Below are 17624 nucleotides of genomic sequence, written 5' to 3'. Positions count from 1 at the left end.
TTAGCCCGCAAAATACCCGGATCGATGATAACGGGTTTAGGCGTAAGGTAAATAGTTTGGCCGGTTTAAAGACAGATTCCAACTGTAAGTCTAGAATTGCACCATCTCGTCGGAACCTTTAATCGTAAAAATCATGAAGCCAATCCTGGCAGGCAAATCCATTTTAATCGTTGAAGACTATGCCGCGATGCGCAGAGCCATCCGCGACATGCTGTATTCCTTGGAAGCCGATACTATTTTCGAAGCCGACAATGGCATCAATGCCCTCAACGCAATGAGCAACACCCGCTTCGACATCGTGTTGTGCGACTATAACCTGGGAACGGGCAAGAACGGCCAGCAAGTTCTGGAGGAAGCCCGCTACCGTAAGTTGATCAGTTATAACTGCATTTTTATTATCATCGCGGCTGAACAGAGCGCCAGCATGGTGTTGGGCGCGATGGACAGCAAGCCGGATGAATATCTGACCAAGCCGTTTAACACTCAGCAACTCTTCAGCCGGATCGAACGAAATCTGAAGCGCAAGGGTCTGTTGCAAAGTATCGAAAAGGAAATCGATCGGGGCAATTTATCGCAGGCGATCCAAAACTGTGACACGCTGCTGGCGGGCGATAACAAAAAAATGCATACGCATTTGTTAAAAATGCGCGCCGAATTGGCAATCCTGGTCGGCGATTTCGATACAGCGCGGCGGATTTATCAGGAGATTTTGCAGCAACGTGATTTGCCTTGGGCTCGCTTAGGGCTTGGCATTATCGAGTATCAGCAAGGCAGTCTGGAGCAGGCCATTGGTATTTTCGAGACGCTGGTTAAGGATAATCCGATGTATTTGGAAGGCTACGATTGGTTGTCCAAGGCTTATGAGGCGCAGGATAAGCCGCATGATATGCTGCAGGTGCTGAATCAGGCGGTGGATTTGTCGCCCCAATCGATTTTGCGGCAAAAAAAACTGGCCGAAACCGCCGATAAAAACGGCAGCCTCGAGATTGCCGAAAAAGCGTATAAGGCAGCGGTGACGCTTGGAAAAAACTCAGTCCATAAGTCCTGCAGCGATTTTACCAACCTGGCTAAGCTCTATTCTAAAACCAGCGCTTCGGATCGGGCGCTGACTACCTTGAAAGAAATGCGTAAGGAGTTTGGTAGCGATCCGGAAGCCGAATTACGCGCGGTGACCCTGGAAGCGGAACTGCATAAAAATAGCGGTGACGAGGAATTGGCCAATCAGTCCTTGCGGAAGGCGCTGGAACTGAATAAGCAACTAGGCAACAAGGCGCCCAAGGATTTGCAACTGGATATTACTCGCAGCTGTTATTTGTTGAATCAGCATGCTCAGGCTGAAGAAATATTGAACGGTTTGATCAAGACCCATATCGATGACGACCAGTTTTTAAACGATGTCCGCCGCATGCAAAGCGGCATCGGCATGGATAATCATTCGGAGGTGTTGATTCAAACCACCAAGCGGGCTTTGGTGGCAACCAATAATCAAGGCGTGGCGCTGTATAAGCAGGGCAAGTTCAAGGAAGCCATGGAATTGTTTGAAAAGGCCATGTCGGTGATGCCGGAGAACAAAACCATCATTCTCAATATGCTGAAGATCATTATTCACGACCTGAAATCCAACCGGGCCAACGAAGAGAAACTGATACGCGCTCAAACCTTGTTCAAAAAAGCCAAGCAAATCGGGATCGATCCGCACAAGCTGGGGGTTTTACAAATGGAATTTTCCAATGTCTTGCGCCAGTACACCGCCGAGAACAAGGCATGACGGACAGACGGCGGGATGAAGTACTGTTTCCGGCCATATTGGCTTCGACGGTGCATGATATTAAAAATTCGCTAGGTACGTTGTTGAGCTTGATTCAGCGATTGGCGCGCAAGCAACTTGCCGATCAGGCCGAGGATATTCGGCAATTGGGATTCGAAGCCAATCGAATCAATCACAGTTTGATGCAGTTGCTGGTGATGTATAAAATCGACTGTAATAAATTCAGTCTGCTGGTGGAAGAATATGCGGCCATCGATCTGATCAACGAAGTGATTGCTCAGCAGGATAGGCTGTCGCAATTAAATAACATCGAGGTTAAGGTTGAGTGCGGCGAGGATTTATTGTGTTATTGCGATTGCCAACATGTCGGCAATGCGTTGGGCACGATCTTAAATAACGCCCAGCGTTATGCCGATAAAGCGGTCCTGATCTCGGCCGGCGAACAGGACGGTTATCTGAAGTTTTGCATCGAGGATGATGGGCACGGCTATCCCGAACATTTACTGAATGCCGACTTCTCAAATCCGTCCGATCTGGATTGGGTCAGCGGCAATACCGGTCTCGGATTGTATTTCGTGGCGGCGATTGCCGGTTTTCATAAGAATAAAAACAAAAGCGGATTCATCCGTATCGATAATCGCAGCCGGCTGGGCGGCGCGCGGTTTTGCCTGTTTTTACCTTGATAATATTCGGAATGTTTTTAGCATGCCAAGCGTGGCGCATGGGTTAATATACCCGTTCTTTTTTCTTGATCAGCCGACTGAAATTGGGTTTTTGGCGGCACTACACTTTTAAATTATAGGCTTATGACAATTTTAGTGACTGGTGGCGCCGGATTTATCGGCAGTAATTTTGTTCTGGACTGGTTGGCGCAAAACGATGAACCGGTGGTGAATCTGGATAACCTGACCTATGCCGGCAATCTGGAAAATCTTGCCACGCTGCAAAACGATGCACGGCATATCTTCGTCAAGGGCGATATCGGCGATTATGATTTGGGTTTGAGCTTGCTGCGGCGGCACAATATTCGGGCGGTGGTGAATTTCGCCGCCGAATCGCATGTCGACCGTTCCATCCACGGCCCGGAAGATTTTATTCAGACCAATATCCTCGGCAGCTTCCGCTTGCTTGAAGCGGTACGCAGTTATTGGAATGGCCTGGAACCGGAAGCCAAGCAGGCTTTTCGATTCCTGCATGTATCAACCGACGAAGTGTACGGTTCACTGGAAAAGACCGATCCGCCGTTCTCGGAAACCCATCAATATCAGCCTAACAGCCCATATTCGGCCAGCAAGGCCGCCAGCGATCATTTGGTGCGCTCGTATCATCACACTTACGGCCTGCCGGTCTTGACCACCAATTGTTCCAACAATTACGGACCGTATCATTTCCCGGAAAAGCTGATTCCACTTTGCATCCAAAACGCGCTGGCCGGTAAAGCCTTGCCGATCTATGGCGATGGGCAACAGATACGCGACTGGCTGTATGTGAAGGACCATTGCAGCGCAATCCGTTGCGTGCTGCAATCCGGTCGTGTCGGTGAGGTTTACAACGTGGGCGGCTGGAACGAAAAGGCCAACCTGGATGTGGTCAATATCCTGTGCGTGATTCTGGACCAACTCAGCCCGCGCGCGGACGGCAAATCCTATGCCGAGCAAATTACCTATGTCACCGACCGTCCCGGTCATGATAGACGCTATGCGATCGATGCCGGCAAGCTCGAGCGCGAGTTGGGCTGGAAACCGGCGGAAACCTTCGAAACCGGTATCCGCAAAACCGTGCAGTGGTATCTGGATCATCAGGGCTGGGTCAATAATGTGCTGTCGGGCGATTATCAATCCTGGCTGGAAAAAAACTATGCGGGGCGCAGTGCATGATCAATGGCTGCGGCGCGGATTTGCATGGCCTAGTCACCCAGGTGGCGGCTGACGGGGGCGGTTTATTGTGAAAATTCTGTTGTTGGGTAAAAACGGCCAAGTCGGTTGGGAATTGCAACGTAGCTTGGCACCGTTAGGCAATTTGCTGGCCTTGGATCGCCACAGTCAACCGGAATGCGGCGATTTGGCAAATCCTGAGGGCATCGCCAAAACCGTGGATGATTTCAAGCCGGATGTGATCGTCAATGCGGCCGCTTATACCGCGGTCGACAAGGCCGAGAGCGAAACCGAGTTGGCTCGGGTGATCAACGCCGACGCACCGGCCGCATTGGCCGAAGCCGCCAAGCGCCAGGGTGCCTGGCTGGTGCATTATTCCACCGATTATGTGTTCGACGGCAGCGGCGAAACGCCTTGGCGCGAAGACGATGCAGTCAACCCCTTGAGTGTTTACGGAAAAACCAAGTTGGCGGGTGAGTTGGCGATACGGCAATCGGGATGCCTGCATCTGATTTTTCGTACCAGTTGGGTCTACGCCGCGCGAGGCAATAATTTTGCCAAAACCATGCTCAGACTGGCCAGAGAGCGGGAGCAGTTGTCGGTGATCAGCGACCAAGCCGGTGCCCCCACCGGCGCGGAGTTGCTGGCGGACGTCACGGCGCACGCCATCCGTGTTGCGATCAGTCGCAATGACCTGTCCGGTTTGTATCATTTGGTGGCTGGTGGCGAAACCAGCTGGTTTGATTATGCCGATCATGTGCTGGATGTCGCGCGACACTCCGGCGTTCAGCTCAAACTGCCGGAAAATGCGTTACAGGCGATTCCAACATCGCAATACCCTACGCCGGCGCAACGTCCGCTTAATTCAAGGTTGAGTACCGCCAAACTTACCGGCAGCTTCGGTTTGCACTTGCCTGACTGGCAAGTCGGGGTTGATCGAATGTTGGCGGAAATATTGGAGAAATAGGCTCGTATTTAGGGACTGATCTGATTCTGCCAGGGACGGGCCGCGAATAAAATGAGGCTGATTTGGGCGCCTAGAAAAATCGGTACAAAATGGCCCGTATCGGGGCTTTCAGCATGTGAAATAAAGTCTCTCATCACTTGAGAAATACGATTATTTTACTATTATTGTGTGAAGCCATTCACATTTACGCGGTTCTGATGCTCGAATGTTACTGGGTTTTTGCCAATTATCATCTTGATTCGAGGAGAGGTTTATATGGGTAACAACACACTTGGCGCTGGATCAGTCCTCGGGGGCCATACCTTAACGGAAGCCGATATTGCCATGGCTTTACTCGGGTTGAACATGAAGGATAGGTATGTGTTGCCGCCCGAGCGTTTCGGCGCGCAAAAGCCAAACGATGCCTCCGGTTTACTAAAAAAGGATGCCTTCAAGGCGGTCGGTTTGAATCCCAATCGCGAAATCAGGGATCAACTTGGCGGACCAAATGGCTATGATTATCAGGTGTACGCCTCCAAATCGGATTCACGTTCGTTTTATTTGGAGCTCAATCCGGAACAGCCGGGTTTACCGAACCAATGGTACAGGTTTACCGCCAAGCCTGGAGTGGATTTGCAAAATGCCACGCCGGTCAGTGACGAACAAATCCGTAAAACTCAGCAAAGGGCGGAAACCGTGGAGCGCTTGTCTCGAGCCGGTGAGAAATACGATATTCCGCCTAGCCACTTGCAATTGGCTTTGACCACCGGCGATCGTTCGCAAATCGGCAACGATATGGTGAGAATCAACAATGCCGGTCAGTTGCCGCAATTTTCGGAAGATTTCGTCAATGCCTCCCTGCCTATTACGCAAAACAAAGACGGTACGCCGGCGACTCCCGAACAAATCGAGGCCAATAAAATTCGCAATGAAATCATGGCCGATAATTTGCGTGCGACCATACTCAGCGAATTGTTGCTGAATCAGAAAGCCACCACTAGCGACGGGCGTTATTACAAATCGCCGAATCAGATCGCCAAGGAAGTCAACGACAAACTGGTATCGCTCAACAAGCTGCGCAAAACCTTGGCTATTAACCCGCAGGAGCCGATGTATTACAGCGAAGATAAGCAAATCGAGTTGTTCCAGCGTGATGGTTTCTATAAACGCGATGAGATTATCCGCATGAATGTGCTGGCCAAGTTTGCCGAATTGGTCCAACCCGAAGCAGGGTTTTCCAAGCCGGAATTTGTTTGGGGCAATCGGGTCGATTTCATGCCCGAAGGCAACGATGCATTTGCCGCCCGGTTGGCGGACATCGACCGATTAATAACGTTAGCCGAGTCGGGCCAGTCGGTAACCTACGATTACACGGTCTGGAAGCATTACGCCAACAAGCCGGTCGATAACTATGGTTTGGGCCCCAGGCTGGCGGCAAAGCTAAAAGAATTGGCCGATGCGGGTGGTGAAATCCACATGACCGTCGATAGAACCGTGGCGTTTCGCGATCCCGGAGTGGTGTTGGTTGATCCTGATAGTCATGTCGTGCTCGGTGGCCTGTTGGCCGAGTTGGCGGCTCATCCCAACGTCACGCTGTGCTTTTTCAATAACGATGAACGTGGCACCCCGGGTGATTCCAATCATTCCAAATCCGCTATTGCCAACGGCTATGGTGCCGATGCCTCGGCGATAGTCGGTGGCCGTAATATTCATGGCGATTATTTCTTTGACTGGATGGATGCCGAATTCAAAATTGCCGGCAAACTGGCGCAGTCGTTGCAGCGCGCCGAGGATGATATGTGGCTTCAGCAAGCCAAAATGCACATGCGCCCGAACATCGTTCGCGAGGATATACACTATGCGACGCCATCGAAGCAGGGTGACATCATCGGCTTGGCCACGCATGACATGCCGGGGCCGGATTCAACCTTCAATGGCCTGATCGGAGTGTTGAGCGGCCTGGAAATATCCGGCTTCAGCTTTACCTTGATTCAGGCCTACGTGTTGCCGCCGGTTCCCGGCGCCAATCTGGATCCGACACTGGAAGCCATCAAGCGGGCGGTACGCGATGGCCGTATTGTCAATATTGTCACCAACTCGCCGCAAACCATCGATGTGCCGCAAATCAGCGGGGCTATCGTCAAATATGCCGCGCATTTACTTGATGAGATTCAAGCAATGCCGGATGCCACTGGTTCGCTGCGGATTTTCATGAAAAAGAAATGGGATGGGATAGGCGGTGGCACTCTTCATGCCAAAGTGGCTTACGACGACAAATGGTATGTTAGCGATACCAGCAATAATCTGCATGCCAACGGTTTTTTGCAGCACGAGAGCCAACGCTATTACTTGGACGACGAATTGAATGAAGTCGTGCGCGCCTGGGGGCAAGCGTTGATTGATCGTTCGGACATGTACACGTCTTCGGTCAAGTTGTGGGATATGGCCAAGGCCATCGATTCGGCCAATGCCATGAATCCGGCGCTTAATGCCTTAATCAATTTGTTTCCTTACCAACTCTAGTAAGTCCGGCTTCAGGGGGAGCTATGCGTAAGACGTTGCTGGTTTTCATCAGCCTGTTATCGCTAATGCCTTTGAGTTTGCTGCATGCGGAGTCGGTTCCGGTGGACTTGTTTATGGCGGATGGGCAACTCAAGTCGCATCCGATCCGGGTGTTTATTTCCCAGGATATTGCCGACAGTATGAAGCCCAGGCTGGTATTGACCGCCAGCCATGTGATCAGTCCCAAGCGGCCCGACGAACAGCGCTTTATTGAGCCCATGCTCGTTGCCCGGCATCAAACCGTCGAACAGGTGGTGAATGAGGCCAAGATTGCGTTAACCGGGACGCTGTTGTTGTTTGATCTGAGCCATTACCCCGTGCCGTTTTACAAAACGGTGGTGCGATTGACGCCGACCTTGATCTGGCAGGACGAACTGAATAACCAACAAGTCGCGATCGGCGGTCGCGAGGTGTATTTGTCCAATACCGTGCCGGCTTTTGTTATTCCGTGTTTGTTGGTTTTTCTGTTGTTGTCGGTATTGATCGGTCTGGCAAAGCTCGGCAACAAACAGCCTATTCAATTTATCTGCGGTAATGACGGGGCTTTATCGCTATCCCGCGCACAAGTCATGTTATGGACCTTGGCCATCGGTTGCATGGTGATGGCGTATGGCTTGATGCGTCTGCAGGTGCCTACGATTCCCGAATCGCTGATTGCGTTGATGGGCTTATCCTTGGCAACCGGTGGCATTAGTTATGCTCAAGGTGAAAAGGCTGCCAAAGCCTTGGATGTTCCCGCGGAAGGCGAGGCGTGGGTTAATCGCCAGCCCAGACTATCGGATTTGGTCGTCGATTATTCGGTTAGAGGACAGGGAAACTTGTCGATGACGCGGGCACAAATGGTGTTTTGGACTCTGTTTACGCTGTTGTTGTTCGTGACCAAAAGCATTCTGGAGGGCGATTTATGGGATGTTCCATGGGAGCTAGTTGCTTTGATGGGCTTGAGCCAGATCAGTTATCTCGCGCCCAAAATCAATCAACCGGAGACTTCGCCTGCTCCGGCAATGGCAGGAAAAACCGATGCATCAACAGAGGTTGGTTTTCCACCGAATTAGGCGACTTGTAACCATCACCGATACCAAATACCGAGGCAATTATGGCGACCATTTATTTTGCAACCAATCGCAATCCTAACCATAAAACCAAACCGACCGGTTTTGACGGACGTTTTTCCAAGGAAGGATTGGGCGACCTCCGGTTTGGTCAAGCGGAAGTTAAGGCAGGTAAACTCGAACCGGCAACGATTGAAGTGCTGCCCAATAACGAAAAGGCCGGATCCTTGGCATTACTTCAAGAGTTGCGGGGCAAGATGAAGATCGATGAAGCCGATTCCTTGGTTTTCATTCACGGCTTCAATGTGTCATTCAAAGAGGCGTTGGAGTCGGCGGGCCGGATGTATGATCGGTATCATGCCTTGTCGGGCGGCAAGTACACACCCAATATCTTTGTGTTTTCCTGGCCTTCGGACGGCGGGATTGTGTCTTTATCTTCGGGTGGCAGCCTGAGTGGCTATGTTAACGACAGGCATGATGCCGAAGCTTCCGGTTACGCCTTTGCTCGAGGACTGATGAAATTGGCCGGCTTCTTAAGAGGAACCTCGACCGACGAGGCTTGCCGGCAAAAAGTGAATCTGATTGCCCATAGCATGGGCAACTATGTATTACGTCATGCCTTACAGCAGGCCAAGAAAATTGCCGGTGGCAAATCCTTGTCTCGTATCTTTGATAATATCATTCTGACGGCAGCCGATGAAGACAACGACAGCTTTGAGCACGAGCATAAATTGGCCTTGTTGCCTGATTTAGCCCAACGGATTACCGCCTATTTTAATAATAGCGATCTGGCGCTAACCATCAGTGATTACGCCAAAGGTAACCCCGATAGGCTCGGTCACGATGGGCCAAGCAGACCTCATCAAATCCCGGCAAAAGTGGTTCTAGTGGATGCCAGTAGCGTGGTGTTCGGCCTAACCAGCGATGACTATCACTCGTACCATGTTTATAACGATAAAGTTGTCACCGACATGATCGCCATATTGCAGGGCGAGAGTTCCGAGTCGGAAAAATTGTCGCGTTATTATGTGCCGCATGCCAACAAATTCAAATTAATCTGAACTCGGGAAGCGCAGTCAGTGATATGCAGTTCGCTACATAAAAATATTGAATGTAATTATTCCGTCAACGAGAAGGTATGGCTTTTTTGAGGTTTATAACGCCATAGGCAGCGTATTTCTTACTATTCAGCCTGAATATATTCAAACTTCGAACAGTGGAGATAAAAAATGATTACCTCTGCATCACTTAAAGCCGCATTGCCACTTTGTAAGGCACCTGAGCAATGGGCTCAAGTGCTAAATTCCGCCATGGAAAAGTTCGAAATTAATTCGCCTGGGCGGATGGCATGTTTTTTAGCTCAAACCGGACACGAGTCCAGTCAATTCAATAGACTGATAGAAAGTTTATATTATAAAACAGCTGCCCGATTGATGGCCGTTTGGCCTAAACGTTTCCCAACCCAAGCCAGCGCAACCCCCTATATCAGAAACGAAGAAAAACTCGCCAATTTTGTGTATGCCAACCGTATGGGAAATGGACCCGCGGAATCGGGAGATGGTTTCCGCTATAGAGGACGAGGTCTGATTCAAATTACAGGTAGAAGCAATTATTTAGATGTCGGCAAGGCATTGGGTATCGATCTTATCAATGACCCAGACTTATTGTTGTCGCCAAACTGGGCGGCGATGAGTGCGGCTTATTATTGGTATGGTCACGGACTCAATGCCTTGGCTGATGATGAAACCAATGATAACGACTTGGAAGATTTCACTATTATTACCAAAAAAATTAATGGAGGCACGGCCGGTTTGCGGGATAGGCTAGCACTCTTTAACGCAATTAAGCCCTTGTTGAGTTGATGTCGTTGATCTTTTTTGAAGTGGTGTCGGCAACCATCGGATTGCCCTGGCAGGCAATGCCGATGGTCGCCTAGCTCTCAATTACCAGCTGAAACTTGAGGAAACCGAGCCACTGCCATCATAGGTATAACCTTTTTTCGATACACTCATGATGGTAAATGCGCATGTGCCCTTAGAGTTTTTAGGCGCATTACGACTATTGAAGGTTACCGTGCCATTTTTTGCGGTGACTGCATTAGCCGTAGCCAAATAGCGGACGGTTTTGTTGCCGCTGGTAGACGAACCCAGCCAGAAGCCTTTAACCGTGGCGCCGGGCATAATAGCCTCGCCGTATTTGATGGTTGTAGTCGCGACGCATTGAGAATTGCTGCCGCTGATCTTACGGGTAACTTTCGTGCCACTGGATTTCATGCCCTTGATGGGTGCTTGAGCAACCTGAATCGATTGTGAAGCGCTACCGGTCAGGCCGCTATTATCGGTGACTGTCAAGGTTGCAGTGTAGTTGCCCGCAGTCTGATACAGATGACTGGTGGTCGCGCTGCCACTGGCCGAGGTGCCGTCCCCAAAATTCCAATTGTAGGCCGTGATGGAACCGTCGCTATCACTGGAACTGCTGCCATTCAAGGTAACATTCAAAGGCGCATCTCCCGTTAAGGGTGTAACCGATAAACCGGCCGTGGGCGGCGATAAAGTCGCCACACCTTCCGCATAGGAACCGGTGATTTGATACTGGCCAAGACTACCGTAATCAGAATAACCAGTGACCAAGTCTCCCTTGCCCACCCCTTCGACTTGCAGAAAGAACTGTCCGGCAGCCAGCGTGGTACTGAGTGTTGCATTTAAACCATCAACCGGATTGATCTGAGTAACTAGATTACCCGATACATCCAATATTTTCAGCAATACATCCAGGTTTGCCGCAACTGAGTCAGGCGTAACAGTGAATTGCACATTTCCGCCGCCGGTCAGAAATGAGAATGTATCAACATCCGTGTCTCGCTCAATGATACCGGACTGTGCAACGGCTCCCGCGCTGCCTGCTAGCGGCGCGGCGGAGGTAATCGTATTGGAATAATCATCCGCGCGTATGGCCGCACCCGCCGCATGAATCACCGCGACATCATCTTGTTTGTTGTTAGCGCCGGAATACTCTCCCTTGCTCCATTGCGTTACGGGTTTATAGTAACCAACGCCCATGATAGGCGCCCAACCGGTAGCGTCACTGCCATGGCCTGAGTAATAACCAGTAGTTGCGTTACCATCATGATTGAGATTCAAATTGTGGCCAACTTCATGGGATACTGCTTCGGCCACGTACTTTGGGTTACCATTGCCCAACTTATCGAAAAAAGCCCAGGCAGGCTGATAGCGGTCGGGCGTTGAGGAAGAATAAAAAGAAAACACGTTTACATAAGCGACACCGCCGCAAGATTGGCTGCAAAGTTGCGGCATGGAGCGGGTAATTACCGCGCGCGTACCATATTGAATGTCACTGCTGTTGGTGCGTTGCAAGGCCGTCAATGGAGGTTCTTGAGTCGTGACGTCCACGTCGAACGGGGCATAATCTTCCGCGACACGTCGCCAAATTTCACGAATATTATTCAATTCAGTCTCGCTAAACACCCCAGGATTGCCATCGATATCATAAGCCTGAGCGGTCAAGGTGCCTGAATACCAAGCAGTATTGGTGGCGCTATGGCCATTGAAATCCAGGTAAATCAATCGATTTGAGCCTGGTTTGCTGTGCAATGCAAAAGGATCGGCGGTTGCTGCTGTGGTAGCTGTGTTGCCGGTTCCATTAACGGCAGTAGTGGCCTCTTGCACTGCGTCCGTAGGTATTTCAGTATGGGAGTCGATATAAAGCAATCGACCGCTCTGATCTATCCAGGCAGTTGAATCCGTACGCAGAATCTCTTCTAATCGTTCCGGTGACATATCATATGACCTTGCAACTTCGTCAAGATTGTCCCCCAGTGCATCGATAGCCGCTTGACCATTTACTTTCTCCTTCAAGCTTATCCGCGGAAACGGCATTTCTTTTTCTTCTTGGGAAAGTTCCGCCAAAATAGTATTAGAGGTTACTTGAGTCATTCTCTGGTTCGGTGGAGCAACATTATCCGTGCCGGAACCGGCTAAGCCGGAAACAAACGCCTGCACTCCACCATCAGGTAAATTTACTAAGCCATAGTTATAACCCAATAGTGCTTTGGCTGCGGCATCGGCGGAAGAGTAATAAAGCGGTTCCGCGGCAATGCCGGCCGCGGCGGGCGGGAGGGATTTACTCAGATCGGATTCAAGCGACGCGGTTTCATCGGGCGTCGCCGCGCAGCCCTGCAGCGCGATTAGCACTGCGGATGCCAATAATGTGTATGTTGTTTTCATTGCTATCTCCCTGGTTAGCGATTGTCAGCCGGCTTTCAAAGTTATCTTCAAGTAAAATAGTAATTCGGATTGATTGTTGAATATTAGATGTCTATTGCAAAATTCCATTGCTTGTAAAAATAGCCTTCGGCATGGAAACTTTTATGGGAATCTCAAAAAATTGCTCCTCGACACAATTAATGCGAAAAATACCGCGAAAAATCAAAGGTTTACTGATTTGCACCGAGCTTGTTGGCATATGAACGGGTAAATTATTAGAGGTTCCAACTTATGTCTTTATCTAAGCAACTCCTAACCCTGATATCTGCCCTATTTTTGCTGATTTTTAGCCTTAATTTTATCCTTAGCGTTAACAACATCAGAGAGTATCTGCAAGGTGAGGCCAAAATCCATGCCCAAGATACCGCTACCTCATTAGGGCTATCGTTAGCACCTTATATCACCGATCCAAGCGATCACGGTATAAAAGCCATGATCAATGCCATTTTCGACATGGGCTATTACAAGGAAATCCGGCTAGTCGACAATAAGGGTATCGATTTAGTATTGCTCGGGAATGATCAAAAAATAGAGGGTGTACCTGACTGGTTCATCGAATATTTGCCTATGAGTTCCGCAACGGCAAGCAGTGAAATCAGTTCCGACTGGCAAATCAGAGGCGTTGTTTACGTGACTGTCAACGTTAACTATGCCTATCTAAAGCTCTATGCACAGGCTAAAACCACTTTTTATTACTCGTTAGCCGCTTTTATTGCCTCGATCGTGCTGTTATCGCTTGCATTGCGTATCACCTTGGCCTCGTTGATCAAAATTGATCAAATGGCGCTTGCATTGGCTAATGGCCACTTTGTCACGATTGATAACTTGCCATGGACCAGCGAAGTCAGAAACGTTGCCAAATCGATGAACGTGATGTCCCAAAAAATTCAAACCATGTTTACCGCCCTGAATAATCAATTGGAAAGCATTGGCAGCGGTTTATTGCGTGACGAGCTAACCGGATTGTTCAAAAAATCGGTGTTTGAAACCGACTTTAATCACACAAGCCCCAACAACGACGATGCTTTCTGCGTATTGCTTAAATTTGATAGCTTGAGCGAATTAGCCAAACTGAAAGATAGCCAAACTATTGACAACTACTTGCGGAATTTCGCTGAAATCTTACGGAACGTAACCGATCAGCAAACCGAATATTCGGCAAAAGCCTATCGATTCCATGGGGCCGAGTTTGCGCTGCTTGTGACAAACAGTCACCCGGATCAGATCGAAAACCTGGTTCTACGGCTCGGCAGGCAATTTTCCGAGTTAGGACAGGCTTATCAGCATCCTGATCTGGTTCATATAGGTGTAGTTCCCATTCACTCGATCAGTAGCTTGGAAAACATCTTGGCGACTGTTTATGAGGCTTACGAGCAGGCTAAACTGATTGGCCCCAATCGCCATTTCATTCGGAAAAGCGCAGACGCCGCTCGCGATATGACCGAATGGACTGAACTGGTTTCGGAATGTGTCGAAAACCGGCGTTATTCGGTTGTCTATAAAAATCGGATAAAGGACGTGCAATCAGCAAAACTGTTGATCGAGGAAGCTGTTATTGAAATATTCGACCGTCAGGCTATGCCTGTTGCAATAGCCCCCTTCATCGCAATTGCGGAAAACACTGGAAAAATCATTGATCTCGATAAGGGTGTATTCAGTCAGGTTCTGAATCATCTCCGCGATAAACTTGAGCCCCAAGCCTTGGCGCTAAACTTATCGACTCAATCGATTAAAGACGCCCATTTTCGTCTCTGGCTAACCCGGCAGATCGATCAAAATCCCGCATCCGCCAAACGGCTGGTCTTTAGTTTGTCGGCTTACGCAGTCAGTAAAGACATTGAAACCTATCTGGAGTTTATTGATCTGGTGCATCAATGGGGTAGCAAAGTCATGATCAAGCGCTTTGAAAGCTTGTCGTTAGGGTCGGCTATTTTGAAAAAACTCAGACCGGATTACATTCGGCTGGCTTTAAAGTTGACAACCGGTATCAGCCATAGCCAACAAAAACAGGATTTCGTGCAAACTTTGCAAACCCTCGCCAGTTTAATAGACAGCAAAATTCTGGCCGAGGAGGTAAACGATGTTGACGACTTACATACCTTAAAAACCATTGGCATCCTAGGCGCCAACGGCTAACGTGGGGTTTTTGACTCGCTTGTGTCCCGTTATTATCGTAACGGCAGCCATGCTGTTCAGTGACGCCACGGCATCCGTTTTGGATTTCGAAATAGCGGTGCTGGACAAAATCGAAAGACAATTTGGTTTGGCGGCGCGTCAACGCCTAGTTACTTGGGCAAATCTTATCAATGCAAATGCGGGACTCACAGACCAGGAAAAACTGCGGAAAGTGAATGATTTTTTTAATCAAAACACTGCATTCATTGATGACAGTATTTTGTGGAACGCATCCGATTACTGGGCAACGCCCATCGAGTTTTTGTTAAAAGGGGCCGGCGATTGTGAAGACTATTCGATTGCCAAATATTTCACCTTGGTGGAAATGGGCGTTGACGAAAGCAAGCTGCGAATCACCTATGTAAAGGCGCTGGAACTCAATCAGGCTCACATGGTGCTGACTTATTACGAATCACCACAAGTAACGCCGTTGATCTTGGATAATCTTGTGCCATTGATTCAATCCGCGGCCCAACGCCATGACTTATTGCCTATTTATAGCTTCAATGGAACCAGCTTATGGTTAACAAAAAACACGGCGGCAGGCAGCCCTGTCGGCAGTTCCGATAGTCTCAGCCTTTGGCAAGACCTCAAACAAAGGGCGCTGGCGATACCACTTCCTGATTAGCAAACTGCATCGGCTATTGCGAAGCCAGATCCCGTCAGTCGTAATTTCGTCGAAGCTTGCCATCCAAATCCAGGGTACTGGATGGCCCGCGCTTGTGCCCCGCGATATGGCAGACTTTTGGGTTTAGCTGGCGCAGCTTGCAAATCAGTTCAGTTCCGTGTGTCCGGTACGGGCTTGATGCCGGCAAATCTCAAACGGCCGGTTGTTTGCGCTGCAAGAAGTGGAAAATATCCACCTCGATCAAGCCGAATGCCGTTATCCATAATACGGCATCGTAGGCGTCCAGCCAGGCTTGTTGCCAAAGCCAGATGCCGGCCATCGCGATCAGGCCGGCAAAAATGGCTAGGGTTAGCAGCCAGCACAGGCTGGCATGCCGCATCACAATATCCGGCCGCCGCACTTCCAGCTCCATGACCGCGATCAATGCAAACCAAAGCAGCGAGTTGCATACATCCAGCCACTCGCTACCGCGCAGATAGCTGAAAAACACACCCACAATCACCGCGATTAGTCCCGTGCGTATTCTGTGCAGCATCGCTTCCGAAAGCGGCAAACTGTTGCTGTTGGTTTCCAGTTCGTAAATCACCAGTAATATCAACCAAGTCACGGCGTCGATAGTACTGGTCAGGGTGTCGACAACGGCATAGATGCCGGCGTTCAGCGTCAGTAGCGCCAGTATCAACAGTTTGGATTTGGGATATTGCAAGGCGGAGAATGGATTCAGCATGCTCGGAATATTAGGTTTCATCCTGATAGCTTCATTCGCAAGCGTTGCTTTGGCTGATTCCGGCTTGCACCGGAATCAAATCAGGATGTTTCGGTTAAAAACGATAGGACTTTACTTGACGAAACAAGCTTTTTCGGCTGCCGCATCGGCGTCTTTTAGCTTGGAACGCAAGTCTTTGGAATGTTCCGGATCGCGGAACGGCGCGCCGGCTTCGCCCGGTGTTTTTTGCATTTGCACGAAGGTGCGGGCGGACTCGTATTCGGCAAAGCTCAGCTGTTCGGCGATTTTGTCGATTTTACAGCCGCAGGCGTATTGATTGATGTAGCTGAGGCCGCCGTGCTTGGCGACGCATTCCAGTACATAATCGACCCGGTCGCGGGTGGGATAATCATTGATCAAAATAGCCGGTTCGGCGGCGGCTTCGGAAGTGGCTTCCTGCGTGGTGGCGCAACCGGTTAATGCAATGAATAAAGCAGTGAGTAGTAAGGTCTGTTTCATGGTGTTGTATAGATTAAGTGATAAAAATTATTGTTCGGCGGCGAAATCAACAATCTGTTTGAGTTGTGGGTTCATCGTGGCAGCGAATTTGTTCAGTTCCGGATTGTCGCCATCTTCCGGCAACAAATGGGTTCTGATGATGGTTTTGCCGGCAAATTGATAGGTTACGACATTGCAAGGCATGTAGCCAATGGCGTGCGGGGTAATTTCCAGCACGGTTTTAGCCAGGGTCAGATTACAAAACTGTACGGTGTCGTATTCCGGAAAATCCTTGGCGCCGCGATCGCGGATCACTTTGCCGACTCGGCTATGGCCGGTGATGCGAAAATTGTGTTCGGCGATGGCAATTTCCAGTTCCGCCAGCACCTCGTCGTAGGGTTTCGCGGTTTCCACCTGATAGAAATCCAGCTGTTCGCGGCTGACATTGTCCTGACCGACCGGAGCGGCGCAGCTTGCAATCAGCGGCAGGCTTGCGAAAATGACGACTTTTCTTAACATCACAAAAGCTTATCATTATGCGCGAGCAAAACAAAGTCAGCGGCGTGGTATTGGCGGGCGGCATGGCCAGACGCATGGCAGGACAGGACAAAGGTTTGCTGTTATTCGATAACAAGCCGTTGGTGGCTTACGCGCTGGCGGCCATGGCGCCGCTGGTCGACCAATTGTTGATCAGCGCCAATCGCAATCAAGCACGGTATCGCCAATTCGGTTATGCGGTGCTCGAAGACGGCAACGCCGATTTCGACGGCCCGTTGGCCGGCATGCTGGCGGCGATGCGGGCGGCGCAAAACCCGCTGTTGTTGGTGATGCCTTGCGATTCTCCGTTGTTGACAACCGCGCATGCGCAGCGCTTGCTGACGGCTTTGACGGACGAATTCGATATCGCCGTGGCCTTCGATGGCTATCGTCTGCATCCGGTATTTGCGGCAATCAGAACCAGCCTGCAAGCCGATTTACAGGATTATCTTGGGCGAGGCGAACGCAAATTACAAAGCTGGTTCGAGCGGCAGCGATTGCTCAAGGTCGATTTCAGCGCCATGCCGGAGATATTTGCCAATATCAATACCGCCGAAGAATTGGCCGACCTGGAACGGAGAGTACGCTTGTAGAG

At 49.9% G+C, this 17624-nt stretch carries 15 protein-coding genes; 11 read left to right on the top strand and 4 right to left on the bottom strand.

From position 1 onward, the window contains the following. Positions 1-133: 133 nt before the first annotated feature. The 8 genes from IVG45_RS10145 (at position 134) to IVG45_RS10110 (ending at position 10064) form a co-directional block, all read left to right on the top strand. The gene (locus tag IVG45_RS10145) at positions 134-1768 is read left to right on the top strand and encodes a tetratricopeptide repeat-containing response regulator (protein WP_196437691.1); all 1635 of its coding nucleotides are present in this window, start codon (positions 134-136) and stop codon (positions 1766-1768) included. Continuing rightward, complete coding sequence (locus IVG45_RS10140; RefSeq protein ID WP_196437690.1) at positions 1765-2451, top strand: sensor histidine kinase; 687 nt, start codon at positions 1765-1767, stop codon at positions 2449-2451. The genes IVG45_RS10145 and IVG45_RS10140 overlap by 4 nt, the downstream gene beginning before the upstream one ends. Before the next feature lie 123 nt (positions 2452-2574). Beyond that, positions 2575-3645 (top strand): dTDP-glucose 4,6-dehydratase, encoded by a 1071-nt coding sequence (rfbB, locus tag IVG45_RS10135; RefSeq protein ID WP_196437689.1) that lies wholly within the window; start codon positions 2575-2577, stop codon positions 3643-3645. 67 nt (positions 3646-3712) lie between these two features. Next, positions 3713-4609: a dTDP-4-dehydrorhamnose reductase gene (gene rfbD, locus IVG45_RS10130; protein ID WP_196437688.1), complete on the top strand. Its 897-nt coding sequence runs from the start codon at positions 3713-3715 to the stop codon at positions 4607-4609. A 255-nt stretch (positions 4610-4864) separates the two neighbouring features. Then, positions 4865-7111 carry a phospholipase D-like domain-containing protein gene (locus IVG45_RS10125; RefSeq protein ID WP_196437687.1) on the top strand — a complete coding sequence of 749 codons (2247 nt, stop codon included), beginning with the start codon at positions 4865-4867 and terminating at the stop codon, positions 7109-7111. A 23-nt stretch (positions 7112-7134) separates the two neighbouring features. Further along, positions 7135-8205, top strand: coding sequence for a hypothetical protein (locus IVG45_RS10120; RefSeq protein ID WP_196437686.1), 1071 nt, complete (start codon positions 7135-7137; stop codon positions 8203-8205). A 41-nt stretch (positions 8206-8246) separates the two neighbouring features. After that, entirely contained in the window at positions 8247-9263 is a 1017-nt protein-coding gene (locus IVG45_RS10115) for an alpha/beta hydrolase (protein ID WP_196437685.1), read from the top strand. 168 nt (positions 9264-9431) lie between these two features. Next, positions 9432-10064: a glycoside hydrolase family 19 protein gene (locus IVG45_RS10110; protein WP_196437684.1), complete on the top strand. Its 633-nt coding sequence runs from the start codon at positions 9432-9434 to the stop codon at positions 10062-10064. A gap of 81 nt (positions 10065-10145) precedes the next feature. Here IVG45_RS10110 and IVG45_RS10105 read toward each other — a convergent pair whose 3' ends face one another. Further along, the gene (locus IVG45_RS10105) at positions 10146-12446 is read right to left on the bottom strand and encodes a PKD domain-containing protein (protein WP_196437683.1); all 2301 of its coding nucleotides are present in this window, start codon (positions 12444-12446) and stop codon (positions 10146-10148) included. Positions 12447-12716: 270 nt separating this feature from the next. Here IVG45_RS10105 and IVG45_RS10100 point away from each other — a divergent pair, with 270 nt between their 5' ends. Further along, on the top strand, positions 12717-14621 hold the full coding sequence (locus IVG45_RS10100) for a bifunctional diguanylate cyclase/phosphodiesterase (protein ID WP_196437682.1): 1905 nt from the start codon (positions 12717-12719) through the stop codon (positions 14619-14621). A 97-nt stretch (positions 14622-14718) separates the two neighbouring features. Then, positions 14719-15288 carry a transglutaminase-like cysteine peptidase gene (locus tag IVG45_RS10095; RefSeq protein ID WP_230874828.1) on the top strand — a complete coding sequence of 190 codons (570 nt, stop codon included), beginning with the start codon at positions 14719-14721 and terminating at the stop codon, positions 15286-15288. Positions 15289-15478: 190 nt separating this feature from the next. Here IVG45_RS10095 and IVG45_RS10090 read toward each other — a convergent pair whose 3' ends face one another. The 3 genes from IVG45_RS10090 to IVG45_RS10080 all read right to left on the bottom strand — a co-directional run bounded on the left by IVG45_RS10090 (position 15479) and on the right by IVG45_RS10080 (position 17011). After that, the gene (locus tag IVG45_RS10090) at positions 15479-16036 is read right to left on the bottom strand and encodes a hypothetical protein (protein ID WP_230874827.1); all 558 of its coding nucleotides are present in this window, start codon (positions 16034-16036) and stop codon (positions 15479-15481) included. Between the two features lie 90 nt (positions 16037-16126). After that, positions 16127-16513, bottom strand: coding sequence for a hypothetical protein (locus tag IVG45_RS10085; protein WP_196437680.1), 387 nt, complete (start codon positions 16511-16513; stop codon positions 16127-16129). 27 nt (positions 16514-16540) lie between these two features. Next, entirely contained in the window at positions 16541-17011 is a 471-nt protein-coding gene (locus IVG45_RS10080; RefSeq protein ID WP_196437981.1) for a DUF302 domain-containing protein, read from the bottom strand. Between the two features lie 17 nt (positions 17012-17028). Here IVG45_RS10080 and mobA point away from each other — a divergent pair, with 17 nt between their 5' ends. Next, complete coding sequence (gene mobA, locus IVG45_RS10075) at positions 17029-17622, top strand: molybdenum cofactor guanylyltransferase MobA (RefSeq protein ID WP_196437679.1); 594 nt, start codon at positions 17029-17031, stop codon at positions 17620-17622. Positions 17623-17624 lie beyond the last annotated feature (2 nt).

The organism is Methylomonas sp. LL1 (assembly GCF_015711015.1).
Classification (GTDB): domain Bacteria; phylum Pseudomonadota; class Gammaproteobacteria; order Methylococcales; family Methylomonadaceae; genus Methylomonas.
The sequence above is the reverse complement of the archived record's forward strand: the minus strand, read 5'-3'. Positions and strand labels throughout refer to the sequence as shown.